Below are 16,698 nucleotides of genomic sequence, written 5' to 3' on the forward strand. Positions count from 1 at the left end.
TGAGGAAGCCATGCCCGTTCTGACCGAAACCGCTGAAGAGTGCTGTGCGCGCTACTGCACGTACCCAGGACTGCAGAGAGCCTTCGTTGACAGCCACGGCTCGATCCTCGTTCCAGCCGGGAGAGTCGACGGTATCCAAATGCCATGCGCGCTAGGAGATCTTGTGCGCGAGAAGCTCACGACCACGACGCCGATCATCCGGAACATCGACACCGGCTACCTGACGTTCCTTACCCTCCCCGCGCCACCGGAGGACCACCGCACGGTCGCGATGTTCAAGCAGGACAACGTCGACGTCGTCGAAGGCAAAGAAGACGACGACCAGGCCAAGGTCTCACTACGCCGGCAAGCCAGGCTATTCCGTCACGCCATCAGAACAGTGCGCGGGGCAACTATCACCCTGCCGGGGCCTGAAGATGCGAGGCGCGAATGGCTCGTCGAGCCAGACATAGCTAGCCGCGCCGACTTCGACCTCGTCGCCGATATCACGATCGAGGTAGCCGCTCACCCGCCCACAGCGAGGCGGTCATGAACAGCGCTGGCTGTGCTCTCGAGGAGAGCAGACTCATCATCAGCACCGACGCAGGCGGCGACCCCGATGACGCGTTCACGCTGGCGCTCGCGGCGGTGACCGAACCCCGGCTGAAGCTGGTGCTCACTACTGACGAGTTCCGCGATCTCCGCCGTGCCAAGTTCGCGCGATACCTGCTCAATCTTCTGGGCCGCGACGACGTACTCGTCGCAGCAGGCAGAGGGCGGGCCGGTAGCAAGTACTGGGCGGCAGCGGGATTGACGCCCGCCGATACTCCCATCTGGTGGGTGGACCCGTATATCGCGGTGGCCAACGTGTGCGGGTTCGACTCGTCGGCATCAGCCGAACCGGTGCGCTGGCTCGGTATCGGACCGATGACCGATCTGGCCTATCTGCTCACCCGCGACGCCAACAATGCGTACTCGATGGGACTGGCGCATCGGCTGCACATCACGCAGATGGGCGGTGCGATCAACTATCGCAATCCCTACCGCGCCGAACACAACTTCCGGCTCGACGCCGCCGCGGTCCACCAGGTGGTTCCTCGCGCTGAGAATCTGACGCTGGTGCTGTCGGATCACACGTTCAACGGCGCGACCGAGATCGATGAGGGCAGTCCGATCTATCAGCTGCTGGCCGCCTCGGACAAACCGTGGGCGCAGTTGCTGATCGCCCATATGCAGCAATGGTTTTCGGGGTTCCATCCAGCGACGATGATGCACGATCCGCTGGCGCTGTCGGTCGTGCTGGGGTTGGGGTTCGTGTCATTGCTGGATCGGCAATTCCATCTCGCTGCGGACGCCCGGATGTCTCTGGGCCCCGGCTATACCGCGAAGCTGTCGGTCGGTGCCGACTATCCACGGTTCATGAGCTGGATACATGCGACGTTGCGCACCGGTAAGCCGAAGCGTCTGCCGGATTTCGAGCGCAGCTTCGAGACTCTGCGGGCCGTCTACAACCCAATGTCGCCAGGTTCGCTAATCACCTTGGACTGGGCGTTGCCGGGCCCGTTGTCGGATGAGCAGCCCGATGCCGTCCCGCGACAGGACGCCAGGGTCAGCGGTCGCGATCCGGAACCACCGGCCGGGTCGTGCTGACCGGACACCGGTCCGGCGCCGGTTCGTCAAACACGTTGCTGGGCAACATGGCTCGGCTCTTCAGAGGAGACATCACACGCATGGAGGTGCCATCGGTGCCCGAGGTCCCGCAAGTGCTGGTCGTCAATAGCGGCTGGCTGGCCGTGAAATGGCCGTACTTCGCAGAGCGGCTGCGCGATGGTCTGCGCGCACACGATCTGAGGGCGCGGTGGATCACCCTGCGGGCCGGGCAGCGGTTACGTGATCTGCCCGGGATCAGTGAGATACCCGCGCTGGTGGTCCTCGACGTCGAGCCCGACCCCGAAGACATCGCCGCGTGTGCCGGCCTGGTGGTCGTGGCGGGAATGACCGGCCGCGACGGGCTCGCAGTCGCCGGGGAGCTGGCCGAGCGGGGCATCCCGTTCGTCGACGGCTCGATCCGGGGCCGCAGCACCTCGCAAGCGGAACTGGTGATGGCGCTGATGGTGTGCGCGCTGCGGTGGCTGCCGCAGTGGCATACCTCGATGATCTCCCGCCAATACACATGGCCTCCACAGCATTGGGCATCGGCAGACCACAGCCGCTACGTCAATGGGACGGTGCGCGGCAAGACTGTGGTCATCTTCGGGCTGGACCTGGTCGGCCAGAAGGTCGCCGAGTTGTGCCGGGCCTACGGCGCGCAGGTATCGGTGGTAGAACCTCTCGCCGACGATGGCCTGATCGCAGAGGTTGGCGCGCAACGCATTTCGGCCGAGCAGGTTGCCTCGGTGGCCGACATCGTCGTGGTGGCCGGTGATCCCGCGACACCGAAACTGACTCAGGTGCTGATCGACCAGCTGCGGGGCGGAGTGGTGGTGGTGACGATCACCGGCACCGGCACCGGCGGCGTGGATGTGCCCGCATTGCGCCGGCGCGTGCTCGATGACGATCTGTTCTGGGCGACCGACTGCTACGCCGAGCCGGGACAGCCCACCGATCCGATTGTGGGGCGAGACAACGCGATACATCTGCCCGGCATCGCCGGGCGCACCCACGATGCCAACACCGCCGCCGCGGACGTGATCGTTGCCAACCTCGCTCGTGTTCTGCGCGGCGCAGAACCGCTGCCGTGGGATTGCGTCGCACCGAAGCTGCTTGAGGACGTGCCCGACAGCCCAGACCGTGCGCCTGCCCTGGCTGGTGCGTCCCCGGCACCGGTGACCGGACCGACCGCCGCCGAGTCGGAGACACCCGATTCGGAGTCGACGGACTCCAGATCCCGCACTACCGGGCTGAGCGATCCGTCGCTTACGTCTTTGCTGACGAGCTGCGACGACACCACCTCGCCAGCTGGGTGCGCGTCGACAACCAACTGAGCGATGACATGAAAACCCTGCTTTACCAAGCAGATCCCGGCCCAGCTGCCGCTGGCCAAACCCACGAACCGGGGGCGAACCCATGCGAACAACGAATTTGACCGACCCCAGCGCGCCGTTTCACGGCGTGCGCTGGGATCCCGATCAGCCGATCGTGGTCTCGATCGCCAGCACCGGCGGCGTGGTCAGCCTGGCCTTCGCCCGCTTCCAGCGTCACCAACCCCGTGACCTGGAAGGCCTGCCCAGGTACACCATCGGCTACGAGCGGATCAGCAACACCGGCAAGCTCGACACCGACACCGTCGGACTGCTCGAAGCGCGCCTGGCCCAGTGGGAACCGCACGCCGACGTCATTACTGGTCACGGACTCGAAGCCCAGCTCAAAGTCCTCCGTGCGGCTGCAGCCGCGCCAGATCGGCTGCCGTCGCTCAGTGGGCTGGCTCAGCGGTGGCCCCTCCGGTTCTTGCGCGTGGCTGGATTGCGTCCGCAGCTGCTCGATACCGCCGCCGACATCGATGGCGCGCACGAAGACCTCGTACGCACCTGCGCGGCGGACCCGCGCTTGCACAGCTTGTACCTGACTCCCGGCGGCGACGACCCGCGCGTGCCGATTACCGCCGCAGTCGCCTCGGTGCTGCTCGCCGCGCGCCACATGGGTTGGTGTTCGTGGCAGCTGCTGGATCTCGACGCGGTGATCACCGCATCGAGTGATCGGCTGTGGTGGGCGGGGAGCTGGTGATGACCGATGGCGATGCGCAGGACCTGCAATGACCGATGTGGAGACACTGCCGGTGATCCGGACCGATATTCCGCAGTCGGCGCGGATGTGGGACTTCTGGAGAGGAGGCAAGGACAACTACGAGATCGACCGGACCGTTGGTGAGCACAGTCGGCTCATCTACCCCTACATCGAAACCATCGCGGTGCAGTCACGGGAGTTTCTGATTCGCGTGGTCAGCTACCTCGCTGGCGAGGCTGGCGTGCACCAGTTCATCGACATCGGCGCGGGTCTGCCGAGCTCGGACAACACCCACGAGGTCGCCCAGCGTCTGCGACCGGAGTCCAAGATCATCTGGGTCGACAACGATCCGATGGTGCTCGCACACGCCAGGGCGTTGCTGTCCAGCACGACCTCTAAGGGGGCGACCGTGTGTTGCGACGCAGATTTCCATCATCCTGAACAGATCCTCGCCGGCGCCCGCGATGTGCTGAACTTCAACGAACCGATCGCTGTGCTGTTCATGGGTGTGCTCGGACACGCCGCCAGCCACGTCGAGATGCTGCGGATCGTCGGCACGGTGATGGATGAGCTGGTCTCAGGTAGCTATCTGGCGGTGTGGGACGGCACCGACTGTGACCACAACTTCCTGGCGTTGTGGCACGAATACGCCGAAACCGGTGCGGCGCCGTATGTTCCGCGTTCCCGCACGCAGATCCTCGCCGCGTTCGAGTGCTTGGAGCTGCTGGACCCGGGGTTGGTCCCGATAAACCAATGGCGTGCCCCGGACCCTCTCGTCGGCCGCTTGCAGGAACTGCCCGCCTACGGCGGATTAGGCCGCAAACCCTGACCACCATCACCGCACCCCAGGTCGACGCCGGACTGTATCGGTCGGCACACAGAGAGACCGGTCACGTCCCTGGTATGGGCACGAAACCGTTTGTTGAACAACAGATTTCGTCGGATTGAGAGGAAAGACTATGCGATTTTTCGGTGAGGCGCGGGAGCTGCTGACGGCGGTGGGGCTGCCCGATGGCGATTCAGATGCCGGACTCGACGAATCGGCGCTGAGGTTCCCCGATGGTGGCCGCTGGCGCATCGAGGTGCCGACGGTCAACTGCGCCGATGCCGCGGAGATGCTGTTGATCGGAGCCGCGCTGCGCGGAGTCCGGATCGATCGGATCACCGAGACCAAGGGCATGTGCCGCCACACCGATGCCGAAATCAGGCGGTATGTGGCACTGGGCCGCGACCACGGGGTGGAGATCTTGATGTCGGTGGGGCCTCGCGCCACCACCGACATCAGCGCGACCGCCCGTACCCCGGAGGGCTCGCGAATCGGGTATCGGCTGCGCGGAGGGGAGAAACTGGTGCAGGCGATCGCCGACATCCTGCGCGGCATCGAGTTGGGTGTGCGCGGCCTCGTCGTCTACGACGAGGGACTGCTGGCCACCCTCAATGCCCTGCGCAGGCAGGGCAAGCTGCCCGCCGAACTGCATCTGAAGGTCTCGGCGCATTGCGGGCACGGCAACCCGGCCTCAGTGCGGCTGATGGAACAACACGGCGCCAACAGCATCAACCCGGTGCGGGATCTGACCGTGCCGATGCTGGCCGGTCTGCGCCAGGCGGTGACCGTGCCACTGGATATTCACGTCGACAATCCCGCGACGTCGGGCAACTTCATCCGGACCCTGGACGCACCGGACTTCGCGCGCGTCGCCTCACCGGTGTACCTCAAGACGGGCAACAGTGCGCTGCCCGGCCATGGAGTGAACCCGACACCGGCGCAGGTCGAGGACATGCTCGACCAGATCAAGATCGTGGCCGAGACCATGGCCCGCCACTATCCCAGCGCGCCGCAGGCCGCGCCGGCGGCCGCGATGGCGAAGGTGATCTGATGTGCCGCATCCACGGCTACCTCGGCGGGTCCCCGCTGCCCGAGGCCGCGCTCACCGCCGTTGGTTCCGCGCAACGCCACGGCGGGCCTGACGCGCAGACCCTGCATAGCGATCACCGGTGGGCGCTGGGCAGCAACCGATTGGCTGTGCAGGGGATCGAGCACGGCCAGCAGCCCTACCGGTTGGGCCCGTCGTTGATGGCGGTATTCAACGGCGAGATCTACAACCACAAGTGGTTGCGGCGCAAGCTGTCTCGCCGCGGCTACCGGTTCGAAGGAACCTGCGACGGCGACGTCCTTTTGCCGCTGTACGAGTGCTACGGCGAGCAGTTCGTGCAGCACCTCGAGGGCATGTACGCCATCGCCATCGTCGACAGCCGAGCCCACGAACCGGTGCTCAAGCTGTTCGCCGACCACGCCGCGATGAAGACCCTCTACTACTTCGTGCACGGAGACCAACTGTGTTTCGCCTCGGAACTGCGTGCGCTACAACAGTTTCCAGGATTCCCCGACCAGGTCGACCGGTGCGCGGTGGACCGCTACTTCGGCGGAAAAGCGGTATGGGGGCCGACGACGATCTTCCCCGGAGTGCGCAGTCTGCCCCCAGGAGGGGTGGTCGAGTTCAGCAGCTCGGGTGGGGTGGTGCAGCGCAGCATCGACCTGGCGGCGCGACTGAGCGAAAACGGGGTGTTGACCCTGGGCCGGGAACCGGCCGCACCCCTGGGCGAGCTGTTGCGTGATGAGATGGCCAGGATGACCGCTGCCGACGTGCCGGTATGCGCGATCACCAGCGGCGGGCTGGACTCGAGCCTGCTGACCGCGCTGGCTGCCGAACTCGGACCGGTCGACACGTTCAACATCTCCTATCGCGGGGATTGGCCTGGCGATGAGCGCCATCACGCCGCCACCGTCGCCGCGCACTGCGGCACCCGCCACCACCAGGTCGAGCTCGACCCGCGTGAATTCCCGGAGCTGATCGTGGGTTTCGTCGAACATCTCGATCAACCCAACAACGCACCGCACAGCCTGTCGACCTACGCCCTGTTTCAGGCGGTACATGCCGCCGGATTCAAATGCGCCATCACCGGCGACGGCGCCGATGAACTGTTCGCCGGCTACCGCCGATTCTTGACCGCGGCCGCCGACACCAGCCCCGCCTGGCATCGGGCTTACCAATCAACGCTGGCGGTCGCACCCGGGGCGATCCTCGCGCATCTCTACAGCGACGCATACAGGCGCGAATTGCAGGCAGCTGGCGGGTTTTTCACCGATCAGGTGGGCGACCAACTCGCCGCCGGACGCGCGGCCAGCGCCGAGGGCAACCTCGAGGCGCTGCTGCGCTTCGATCAACACCATCGCTTCCCCGACTACATCCTGCGCCGGGTCGATACCTTGAGCATGGCGTGGGCGGTCGAAGCGCGGATGCCGTTTCTGCAACCGGCCATCATGGCCTTCGCCCACCAGCTCCCGGCGTCGGCCAAAATCGGTGACGGGCGCGGGAAGGCGCCCGTCACCGATTTGGGCCGCGGTGTCCTCCCGCAGTCGATCATCGACCGGCCCAAACAGCCGTTCACGCTGCCGATCACCGCGATGATGCGACCGGGACAGCCGCTGCATGAAATGGTCGGCGACGTCGTCCTCGCCGCTCACCGCTGCAAGGACCTGTTCGATCCGCTGATGGTGAAGGAATCGTTCGCCCGCCACAGCGATGCCCCGAACGACCAGGACGCGCAGCTGCTGTGGTCGATCCTGATACTGGAGACGTGGCTGAGCGTGCGGGGACTGACGCTGTGACGGGCCGGCCCGCGGTGCGCCGCGCCGGGCGCGCACGGTGAGCGAGGTCATCGGGACTGCTCAGAAGCTGGCGCCGGTGGTGCTGGCGTTCGGGGTGGGGGTAGTGTTCGCCCGCCGCAAGGTCATCGGCTCGGAGAGCTCGAAAGTGTTCTCCGAGTTCGCGTTCCGCTTCGCCATCCCGGCCTATCTGCTGGGCAAACTGTATTCCAGCGACCTGGGGCATCTGTTCGATCCTGTCGCGATCGCCGCCTACATCACCACCGCGGTCCTGGCGATGACGATCGTGGCGACGGTGGCACGCTTCGTGTCCGCGTCGAGCACGCGGGGGACCGCACTGCGGATCATGGCCGCCTGCCAGGTCAACACCGCCTACGTCGCCATACCGGTGTTCATCCTGTTGTTCGGGGACGCGGCACCGATCTTCCCGGTCCTGCTGCTGCAGGTCTGTGTGCTGACCGTGGTGGTCATCGCGATCATGGAATCCGCAGGCGCCCCGGACGTTCCCGGGCAGACAGTCGGTGTCCGGATCCGGCGCGGCGTCGGGGCGGCCCTGACCACCCCGGTCGTGCTGGCCTGCTACGGCGGCATCGCAGCCAACCTCGCCAATGTTCCTGTGCCGGGCTGGGCATTGGATTCGCTGTCGTTCACCGGTGATGCCGCCTCACCCGTGGCGCTGTTCGCCCTCGGCCTTCACCTCGGCGGAAGCGGACTGCGCTGGCGCGGCGCCAGCGGCGACGAATACTGGCTCATCGGATTCAAGGTCGCGGTGTTCCCGTTGCTGGCGTTGCTGGTCTGCCGCTACGTCTTCGCCATTCAGGGCCCGTGGCTGAGCTATCTGGTGCTGATCGCGGCGATGCCCGCACCGCAGAACCTGTTCATCTTCGCCCAGCAATACGACGTCGAACCAGATCTCGCCGCATCCATCGTCGTCAAAACCTCCCTCGCGGCAATGGCGCTGCTGCCGCTATGGGCGGCGATAGCGTAGAGGGGGAGGGATTCGCCGGGCCGCTGGTTCAACGCCGAATTGCGAATGGTTCGATACGCGCGAAGTCTTGGGGCCGTGAACTTCCCGGTAGTCGGTGTCGTCGCATTGCGGTACTCCCAACTAGCTCGCAACCGAAACTGCTCCACCACTTGTTCATCGAGCAGATCCGCCACGCGGTCCGCCGGGCCATCGTGTGACTTCCCGCCAAAATGTCAGTGACTGCTTCCCGCTTCGATGTCAGTGCGATGTAGTGGGCAGATCGGTTGGATTTCGCTCTGCCGCAGCGTGGTTGACGATGATACTGGCGCGGTGACGAAGTACGAGGTGCCCAGGGGGACGATGCCGTGGCTGGCGCCGACGGGGGTTGTGGTCCAGGACGCATTGACGCAGCTGGACAGGCCGCTCGCCGCATGGCGTACACAGTGGAGCTTCGATCCCGACGAGTTCTACTCCGACCCTGACTGTGGCCCATTGACCGCGCCTGAACGGGAGGTCAAGAAGCTGGGGAAGCGTCCTGAGTGGCGGATGGAACGGGTATGGCTGCCGGACGGCGAGGAATCCGATCAGGAGCACGAGGAATACACCACTGGCTGCCGTGACATCGCAGGGGAGATGGTTCATCCACGTTGCCTGGACGCCTACACCGAGATCGCCTACGGGATCGCCGGCACCCTCCACGACGATCCGGATATCGCACTGACCGAGGAGGATCGCGCGGTCCTGTCCGGGGCATTGCAGTGGGCCGAGGCCGGGGTGTGCGTGCTACAGCAGAGCCTGCCGTTCCCGTTCGTGGATTGCCTGAACTACCGCGAACTCGACAACCGTCCCGCGCATCGGGTCATTCATGCTTACGCCAGCATTCTGCATCGGCTTCATCCGCGCAAAGCCTTGCCGTGGTTCCGGTCTCAGGTTTACATGAGCCCGGACGACGGTCTCGGTGCTCGCTTCTACTTCGCCACGCCCCAACCACGGTTCGACTCGTTCAGCTAGGTCGGGTTGTGCCTGCAAACGGCCGATGCCGCTCCACCACGGGGCGGCACTCCGGCGATTCGCCGATTCACCGGATCGATTGGCCCGGTCGAGGCCACCAACGAGCGGACGCTTAGACCACTAGCCTGATGGATATGCTCGACCGCTCCGTTGCTGCCCTTCCGCCATTGGAGGTTCTGCGCTGGAAGGAAGGCTACGCGCAGCATCTGGCCGGGCCTGTCGCGGCCGAGATCTTCGCCGACAACGGCGGCGCCAGCGATCAAGGTATCGAGTCCGGGCCTGCGGTCGATCTGGACAGCCTGCGGCAAGCGCACAACTTCTGGATGTCCACCGACATGGTGACGATCGTCGACACCGCTCAGGCCACAATGCCCGACGACGACTTTGTCGTCGCCGAAGCACCCGCCCCGCACGGGTTCCTGATCATGGAGCGACTGGTGCGCCTGCGATGCAACGACTCCAAGTGCGAGCACCTGCACGCACTGCAAGGATTCACCTGGCGTCCGGCCACCCGCACCCTGCTAGGCCAGGTCGACGACGGGATCACAGTGTCCTGGCTCTCGCCGACCGAACCCGACCTGCCCGCCAGCGTCTTCGGACCACTGGGCGGCTTCGGCGAACCGATCTTCCTGGCGACCGGCCACCCCACCAGCTACCAAACCAGCCGCGACGCCGGCGTCCTCAACGACCGGTCGGTAGTGCTGAGCCGCTACGTCCGCGCGACCTGGTCGCTGATGGACGCGCCGCTGGCCGACACGCGCACCCCGCCGTGCCGCGCCCGCTGCGGCGGCGTCTGGACAAAGCAGATATGCCCTCGACCTTGCTGACGGTCGACCTGAAGTCAAGGCACCGGCCACCCAGCGATGCAGTTGGTGTGCCACTGGACTGGTCCCATCGGTGGATGGTCCGTGGCCACTGGCGCCACCTGAAACTCGAGCGTTTTAAAACTCCACGCGCCGTGTGGATCCCCGAATACGTCAAAGGCCCCGACGACGTACCGCTCGTCGTGAAGGACAAGGTGATCACCTTCACCAAATGAGGATTCGACGCAAGCGTGGAACCGTGTGATGCCCAGGCGTGGACAGTCGAACTGGTTGAGGAGTCGTTGGGGATTTCGCCCGCCGCTGACCGATACGCGGACTTCGATCACCGCAGCCCCTGGCAGTGCCGGGGCGGTTTCCGGCCAGGATCGAACCTCACACGACACCTCGGCACGGGCGTTGGTGTCGAGCAGGCTCCGCCAGCCCAGCACAGGCATTGTGTCGTATGCCGGTGCGACACTGTGGAATATGAAGAAGGTGCTCTCGGCCAAGCAGGCCGTGCAGGTGGCCGAGCAGTACGCCAAGGACACCATCGAGACGCTGAACATCGGGCGCAGCCATCCCGAGTTCTCGGCGATGCTGCGCGATTTGCAAGACGCTTCCGAGGACGACACCGATCCGGGGCACCGGCGCGGGAAAGTTCTCATGGCGCAGATGGAAGCATTCCGCGGCGCGCAGTTCGTCAACCTGAGCATCCTGAGCATTCAGACCGCCGCCGCGGTACGGCTATGGCGCCAGCACCGCGTGGTCTACCGGGTGCACCCAGGCTTGGCCGAGTGCCTGATCGATACCGACACCCGCGCCGAGGTGCCGTGCGAGGTGTTCGCGCGCTTGCCCCACCCGGATCCGTTCGTGGTGTTCCCCACACCACTGCCCGCCCCGGTAGCCCGCGATGGGCTGCCGGCGGTCGAACCGCCGATGTTCGTCGGGATGCAGATCGCCGCTCTCACCGCCAACGAAACTGTGTGCTCGACCGCGGATCCTCGTGCCGCTCAGTTGTATGTGTTGCTGGCCAGCAAGATTCATTACGTAGGTGGCCACCCCAGCCACGACGAGGCCACGGTGTTCGTGCCGATGTCTGGTACCTACAGCATCGACGCACTGCTGGACCGTCACGCCGAGTACGACCAGTTCGGGCAGATCAGCCGTGACGAGCAGCGCCAGGTGCACAACCTCGCACTAAGCCTGCTGCTGTATCTGTGCAGTGACCGACGCGATGCCCGTAACCACGAGTCCGACGCCGGTCGGCGCGGCCGCAAGGGCCGCCGTCAGGAGCCGCGCACCATCATCGACCTCGGATTCGACGTTGGACCCGCCTTGCACACCGCTCGCCACGGCGCCGAACATGACGAACACGGCGGAACAACCGGGGCCCGGGTCCGTTCGCACCTGCGCCGCGCGCACTGGCACACCTATTGGACCGGGCCGCGCAGCGCGCAAACCCCGGAGGTGCGCTGGCTACACCCGATCCTGGTCAATAGACGCGACCATCGACCCGAACGAGCCAGCGTGATCGACGTCGACCTAGTGTCACCGACAGACTGAGCTGCAACCGGCGAGCCACTTCATTCCCTTGAAAAATGCCTCGCGCACGCGCGGAGGCACTGCCCGCGCGCGAGACCATGGGAACCCAGAGAAGAAAGAGGGCGGACATCGGCGATGCGGATGGTGTCGAGGTAGCAGCTGAGCATTGAAGTTGTGCTACGGCTGGCCTCGGTGCCGGGTGACGAGCGCGGTGACGATTAGTGCTGCGCCGCCGCCGAGGATGCTGGCACCTTGGGTGGGGGCGCCGTGGTCGATGAAGTATTTGGCGGTGGCTGAGAGGACCGCGACGACGGCCACGCTCGATACGACACCGACTCCGCGCATGGCGAATTCGGCCCACGCCATGCGTTGGTCATGACGTTCAGCCTTCTCGACGACGTCGAAGAGGCGTTCCACCGCACCAGGGTGGACGGTCTCCCATTTCTCGACATCGATCGACGCCAGAAAGTCCGCCCACCGTGACATCGCCCGCGATACCGGCGGGGTGGGGGTGGGTTCCTCGTCTTGCTGCGCGCTCACGGATCCGTCCCTTGTGTGTGCTGGTGTCCGGAGGGAGGTGAAGATTCCATGAGGGCGACCGCTTCACGGAGCCGGCGTTCGATGCGATCGGATGCGGGCTCCTCGGACGTATGCGGAGCGGCCGGAATGAGCACGAAAGCGTCGGCGACACCATCGAGGAACGCGCCCCACCACCGGCGACGTGGCAGGCGTGAACGAGGTGGCCGCGGATCCGGGGTGAACGCGGCCACCGAAGCCACGTAACGGTCCTCGGGGGCTGCGCTGGCGGGCGGATCGGGTGGGGCAGGTGGGTCCGATGTCGCGGGGCCGCTGGCCGTACGGCCAGCGGTCTCGTCAACCCGCGCAGTGCGGATCCCCTCCACGCCGACTTGCACAGCGGAAGTGCTGTCGTTTCCGACGACGATATGAGGGATGTTGACGTCTTTTGCGCTGTCGTCGTCCTGGTCGTCAGTACCCGGATCGGGTTGGTGGGCTGGGATCTCCTTTGTCGTGTTGGTGTCGTCGCCACCGAGGGTGTCGTCGGTGCTGCGAGCCATCCACCTCATCAGGTAGCTGCCCCGCTCCTCCGTCGACAGGTCGTCGCCGCGAAAAATGGCGGCAGGGTCGTGGCCGCCACGGTCGCCACCACTGTTCTCCCGGGTGTCGCGGAACTTGTGGAAGTCGTGGAGGCGGCGGGGGCCCGGCCGGGGCCTGCCTTCTTGCGGTCCATGCTTTTCGAGCGTGCGGGCAATCAAGGTTGCCTGCACGCTCGGCAGCGACAGCCCCAGCTCCTCCGCCAGCGCAAGGGCACGTCCGGACGGGTGCATGTCGATCTCGGCAAGATCTCCGACGAGCAGCTCAGTGAGTTCCATCGCCGAATGCGCCATCGCGTAGGTCAACGGGCGTCCCGGCATCCAGCTCAACTCCCACCAAACTGGCAGGGGAACAAAGAAATCCAACTGGGAAACTAAACTCAACGGAATGGGGAATGTCACCAGAATCGAGGGACCGCCGACTCGGCGCGCCCATTCGGTGGTGAGATCGCTGGTGATGGTCCTGCGTGACGAGTAGAGCGTCATATTCGCCTCCCATGCCCCGTCCACTTCACCCTACCCATCAACGGCGGTGCAGGTGACGGTGTGCGCCCTGCATGGTTCCTCTCATTCCACCAACGACGGCAGTTGGTTCCCGTCACCGCATCCCGACACTGACTTGGAGTGATCGAATTTGTTGGACTGCAACGGGTGTGATGCCTCGGCACGGATCGTCATGTCCGGGCACCCAATGCCGGGCTCATCACTCACGCGTGGCACAGGGGATCGCTGGGATCGCCCTCGAGCACGGCGGCCTCCCGGCCGCGGGCGAACGGGGCCCCGGGTCAACCTCCTCGTCATGAGCGTTGTTGCCGCCCAGGTGAGATGGGCTCGTAGTCGCGGGCGTTGCGCCGCACGTTCAACAACCAACTGAATGTTTCTTTCAACAACCCACGCTCTGCGAGTCGATCACCACAGCGACAGCACCCGGTAACCGACCCCATGGTCGCCCGGATCCGGCGGCGCAACTGGTCACGAATATGGCCCACCACTCCGGCCCGCGCCCGGCGACCGAAGACCAGAACGCAGTTTTGAAACGGCGGATAGTCGCGGGGCAATGCCTCCCCGGAAGCTGCAACAGCTGCGCCGCGCAAAAACTCTTTCGGCTGGCTGCTGGTCCACCACCTCTCGAAGCCTACGACCGCACACGGTCAAACCAGGGCGGAGTTCAAAGACAGCTTCTAAGGACACGGCTCCTCCACCATGCGGTCCGGCGCTTGTGCCGTCAGGTCAGTCGACATCCTGGTGGTGCTGCAGTGCACCAGCAATCAGAGCTCTCGCCTGTTCGCCGTAGGCGGCGTGGCGATGTAGAGCCGCCCATGCCTTCTCGTAATAGGAAAGTTCTGACGGACTGGTGATGGTCAGCTCGGCGCTGATGGTCTCCACCATCACCAGCCGGTGATCGAAGGCTGCGAACGAGGTCGTGGTGTAGATGAACGGGAAGTCCCGGGGCACGATGCCCAGCGACAGCCGCGGCAGGGCCAACGCGTCGAGGAGGTGGCGGAGCTGTCCGGCCATCACCGCGGTGCCGCCGACGGTCGTGTAGAGCGCCTGCTCGGCCAGCAGGATGGTGATCCGGCGTGTGCCGTGGTACAGAACGCGTTGGCGCTGCATCCGTGCGGCGACGGCTTCATCGAGATCGTCTGCGGTGCCCAGGAATTCGATGCAGGTCGACAGCACAGCGCGCGCGTATTCCTCGGTCTGCAGCAGTCCAGGCACGATCAGCTGACACCAGTTCCGTATCGTGCGTGTGCCTGCTTCGAGCTCGATACTGCGGTGCTGTCGGCGGCTGTGGCCGGTCGCGGCGATCCGCTTCCATTCAGCCCACATGGATTCGATGTTGGTGAGGGTGGCGAGCAGGTCGGGCAGCACAAGGGTGGCCTCGGTGATCTCGCACCAGACGGTGAGGTCCTCGGCGGTGGGAGTCTGTTGACCGCGCTCGATTTTCGAGATTTTGGACGGTACCCATCCGGCACGCGCAGCCAGCTGTACCCCCGATAGTCCCGCCGCCTTGCGCAGGTCCCGGAGACGCGTCCCCAGGACCACACGTGCCTGCTCGACACCGGTCATCTATCGCGATTCCGATGTGTACTCATCGTGCTGAATTGCCTTCGACCACAATGTGTCACGGATCGTGACAGCGCGAGCGACCTCGACCTGATCATGGGTGACCGCGAACCCGGCGAAGTCACCCTGCGGATCGAACAGCGTCCACGCGAGCACATTGTCATCGAGGAGCCACCACTCGTCGGCTGTCAGCTCGGTGGGGTCGGTGTGATGGCGCGGCAACCACCGGACATCCTCACCGTGCGCGACGTTGTGCCCACCAGTGACGGCATGCAGGAACCGGATGTAGTCGGTGTGTGGCTCGGTGACCACCCGGACACGCTGCATTGCGATGCCGCGAGCGGTGGTGGCAACACAGAGATCGGCCCAGCGTTTCCAGTCCGGCGGATAGTTGTCCGGGGCCAGCGGTGGGAGCCCGGCGCGCCACCGCCGCATCGGCTCATCTTCATTCGCCACGGCGTGGTCGTCTTCGACCTCGAGATGAAATGCCCGCTGGGTCGCCATCTCCAGCAGGACAGGAGTCGTACCCGGAGGCAGGTAGAGCATGCCGTCACCACCTCCGATTCGTCGCGGCCGCCGGAACCTCGACACAGATCTCGTGCGCCGGCGTTTGAATGATCGCCTGCCGCTCAGCGTCGACCACGGGGACACCCGCGAGAGTGAACGTGCCGAGTCCGGTATCGGTGAGCGTCGCACCCAGGTGGGTGTCGGGCACGAGCCAGGTGAGCAGCATGTGCGGGATCTCTACCTGGTTCGGTTCGCCTGGAACCTTCAATCCCTGGGCGCAGTACATGCTGCGGTCGTCATCGATCCACAGACGCGGGGAGCCTTCGTTGCCGGTCGGCCCACCGAGCAGTCGTAACACCATGACCTTCCTCCTGTTCGAGAAATTCTAGAAGTCCGCTCTGATGCTGCTGCTCAATGGATACGAATGGAGGCAGATCGAGAAATCTCGAGAAAAAACCTTGCCTCGTTCAGCCAGCTGTTCTTAGCGTCCGAGGTGGCGCCCTTGACCGGTGGTAGTCGTCCTGGTCGGGGGTTGCCCACCATCGACGACGGAAGGGTGGCATGACGAGCACTGGTCAAGCAACGGCGATCGGCTATCTGCGGTCCGACAAATCAGCGGACCCCGACCGAGACGAACAGATCATCCGCGAGCTGGCCGCCGGTGCCGGCTACCGACTCGCCGAGATATACACCCCCGGCGAGGAAATCGAGCCGGGCCCGACGCTGTGGCTGCTCGAAAAGATCCACTCCCACAAGGCCGCCGCGGTCATCATCGCCGACAACGATCAACTTCCGGTCGACAAGCGCCTGGCGATCACCAACGTCTGCAGCATCGTCAGTCCACTCGAGACCGTCGCTGGCCACGTCCAGTATCCGGGCGGGTGACGATGCCGGAGACCGCCACGACGATCTGCGCCCTATCGGCCTTGGTGCTCATGGTCGGAATAGGGATCAGAGCGTTGTGGCCGCAACAGATTCCGGCAGAACGCAGCGTCGCAGCGATTCGCCGACGCGCCGACGGCAAATCCCACCCGCAGGCGGTGGACCATGACCATGGACCGTGATCGAGAGGCCGTGTCCGAATGTCGTGAGACCCGCCCGGATGCTGGACCGCCTAGCGGAAGGCCAAGACCGACCCCGACGTTGACCCACAGGCGACTGATTCAGAAGTAGGACCCGCCTACACCATGATCGGTCTACAGCGTCGTCGACGCCGCCCATCCTGACGATCGGGGGCTCGCATATTCACGCTCGGCGCAGCGATCGCAACCGTCCCCGTGTACCGAACAGGAGCAGATGATCATGACGACGTTCGAGCGA

18 protein-coding genes are annotated in these 16,698 nt (G+C 65.1%); 13 read left to right on the forward strand and 5 right to left on the reverse strand.

Annotated elements, in window-relative coordinates; translation table 11 throughout:
• The first annotated feature begins 163 nt into the window (after positions 1-163).
• The 12 genes from IBX18_RS39580 to IBX18_RS39635 all read left to right on the forward strand — a co-directional run bounded on the left by IBX18_RS39580 (position 164) and on the right by IBX18_RS39635 (position 11,713).
• The gene (locus IBX18_RS39580) at positions 164-532 is read left to right on the forward strand and encodes a hypothetical protein (RefSeq protein ID WP_228542510.1); all 369 of its coding nucleotides are present in this window, start codon (positions 164-166) and stop codon (positions 530-532) included.
• The gene (locus IBX18_RS39585) at positions 529-1,629 is read left to right on the forward strand and encodes a nucleoside hydrolase (protein WP_194838543.1); all 1,101 of its coding nucleotides are present in this window, start codon (positions 529-531) and stop codon (positions 1,627-1,629) included. The genes IBX18_RS39580 and IBX18_RS39585 overlap by 4 nt, the downstream gene beginning before the upstream one ends.
• Before the next feature lie 80 nt (positions 1,630-1,709).
• Positions 1,710-2,963, forward strand: a complete 1,254-nt coding sequence (locus tag IBX18_RS39590; protein ID WP_194838544.1) for an NAD(P)-dependent oxidoreductase — start codon at positions 1,710-1,712, stop codon at positions 2,961-2,963.
• A gap of 82 nt (positions 2,964-3,045) precedes the next feature.
• Positions 3,046-3,702 carry a hypothetical protein gene (locus IBX18_RS39595; protein ID WP_194838545.1) on the forward strand — a complete coding sequence of 219 codons (657 nt, stop codon included), beginning with the start codon at positions 3,046-3,048 and terminating at the stop codon, positions 3,700-3,702.
• 28 nt (positions 3,703-3,730) lie between these two features.
• A complete protein-coding gene (locus tag IBX18_RS39600) occupies positions 3,731-4,531 on the forward strand; it encodes an SAM-dependent methyltransferase (RefSeq protein WP_194838546.1) in 801 nt (266 codons plus the stop codon).
• A gap of 130 nt (positions 4,532-4,661) precedes the next feature.
• Positions 4,662-5,579, forward strand: coding sequence for a U32 family peptidase (locus tag IBX18_RS39605; protein WP_228542511.1), 918 nt, complete (start codon positions 4,662-4,664; stop codon positions 5,577-5,579).
• Entirely contained in the window at positions 5,579-7,372 is a 1,794-nt protein-coding gene (gene asnB / locus IBX18_RS39610; protein WP_194838547.1) for an asparagine synthase (glutamine-hydrolyzing), read from the forward strand. The genes IBX18_RS39605 and asnB overlap by 1 nt, the downstream gene beginning before the upstream one ends.
• A gap of 37 nt (positions 7,373-7,409) precedes the next feature.
• Positions 7,410-8,357, forward strand: coding sequence for an AEC family transporter (locus tag IBX18_RS39615; RefSeq protein ID WP_194838548.1), 948 nt, complete (start codon positions 7,410-7,412; stop codon positions 8,355-8,357).
• 309 nt (positions 8,358-8,666) lie between these two features.
• Positions 8,667-9,347 (forward strand): hypothetical protein, encoded by a 681-nt coding sequence (locus tag IBX18_RS39620; RefSeq protein WP_194838549.1) that lies wholly within the window; start codon positions 8,667-8,669, stop codon positions 9,345-9,347.
• A gap of 134 nt (positions 9,348-9,481) precedes the next feature.
• The gene (locus IBX18_RS39625) at positions 9,482-10,174 is read left to right on the forward strand and encodes a hypothetical protein (protein WP_194838550.1); all 693 of its coding nucleotides are present in this window, start codon (positions 9,482-9,484) and stop codon (positions 10,172-10,174) included.
• A gap of 74 nt (positions 10,175-10,248) precedes the next feature.
• Complete coding sequence (locus IBX18_RS39630; RefSeq protein WP_194838551.1) at positions 10,249-10,386, forward strand: hypothetical protein; 138 nt, start codon at positions 10,249-10,251, stop codon at positions 10,384-10,386.
• A gap of 250 nt (positions 10,387-10,636) precedes the next feature.
• Positions 10,637-11,713, forward strand: coding sequence for a hypothetical protein (locus tag IBX18_RS39635; RefSeq protein ID WP_194838552.1), 1,077 nt, complete (start codon positions 10,637-10,639; stop codon positions 11,711-11,713).
• A 156-nt stretch (positions 11,714-11,869) separates the two neighbouring features.
• Here IBX18_RS39635 and IBX18_RS39640 read toward each other — a convergent pair whose 3' ends face one another.
• From IBX18_RS39640 to IBX18_RS39660, 5 genes are all read right to left on the reverse strand, one after another.
• Entirely contained in the window at positions 11,870-12,232 is a 363-nt protein-coding gene (locus IBX18_RS39640; protein ID WP_194838553.1) for a hypothetical protein, read from the reverse strand.
• Positions 12,229-13,290, reverse strand: coding sequence for a hypothetical protein (locus tag IBX18_RS39645; protein ID WP_194838554.1), 1,062 nt, complete (start codon positions 13,288-13,290; stop codon positions 12,229-12,231). Before IBX18_RS39645 ends, IBX18_RS39640 begins: the two co-directional genes overlap by 4 nt.
• Before the next feature lie 744 nt (positions 13,291-14,034).
• Complete coding sequence (locus tag IBX18_RS39650; protein WP_194838555.1) at positions 14,035-14,874, reverse strand: helix-turn-helix transcriptional regulator; 840 nt, start codon at positions 14,872-14,874, stop codon at positions 14,035-14,037.
• Entirely contained in the window at positions 14,875-15,417 is a 543-nt protein-coding gene (locus IBX18_RS39655; RefSeq protein ID WP_194838556.1) for a DUF6879 family protein, read from the reverse strand. It abuts the gene before it with no gap.
• A gap of 4 nt (positions 15,418-15,421) precedes the next feature.
• Complete coding sequence (locus IBX18_RS39660) at positions 15,422-15,739, reverse strand: hypothetical protein (protein WP_194838557.1); 318 nt, start codon at positions 15,737-15,739, stop codon at positions 15,422-15,424.
• A gap of 200 nt (positions 15,740-15,939) precedes the next feature.
• Here IBX18_RS39660 and IBX18_RS39665 point away from each other — a divergent pair, with 200 nt between their 5' ends.
• Positions 15,940-16,263: a recombinase family protein gene (locus tag IBX18_RS39665; RefSeq protein WP_194838558.1), complete on the forward strand. Its 324-nt coding sequence runs from the start codon at positions 15,940-15,942 to the stop codon at positions 16,261-16,263.
• The last annotated feature ends 435 nt before the right edge of the window (positions 16,264-16,698 follow it).

Source organism: Nocardia sp. XZ_19_369 (genome assembly GCF_015355715.1).
Lineage (GTDB): Bacteria > Actinomycetota > Actinomycetes > Mycobacteriales > Mycobacteriaceae > Nocardia.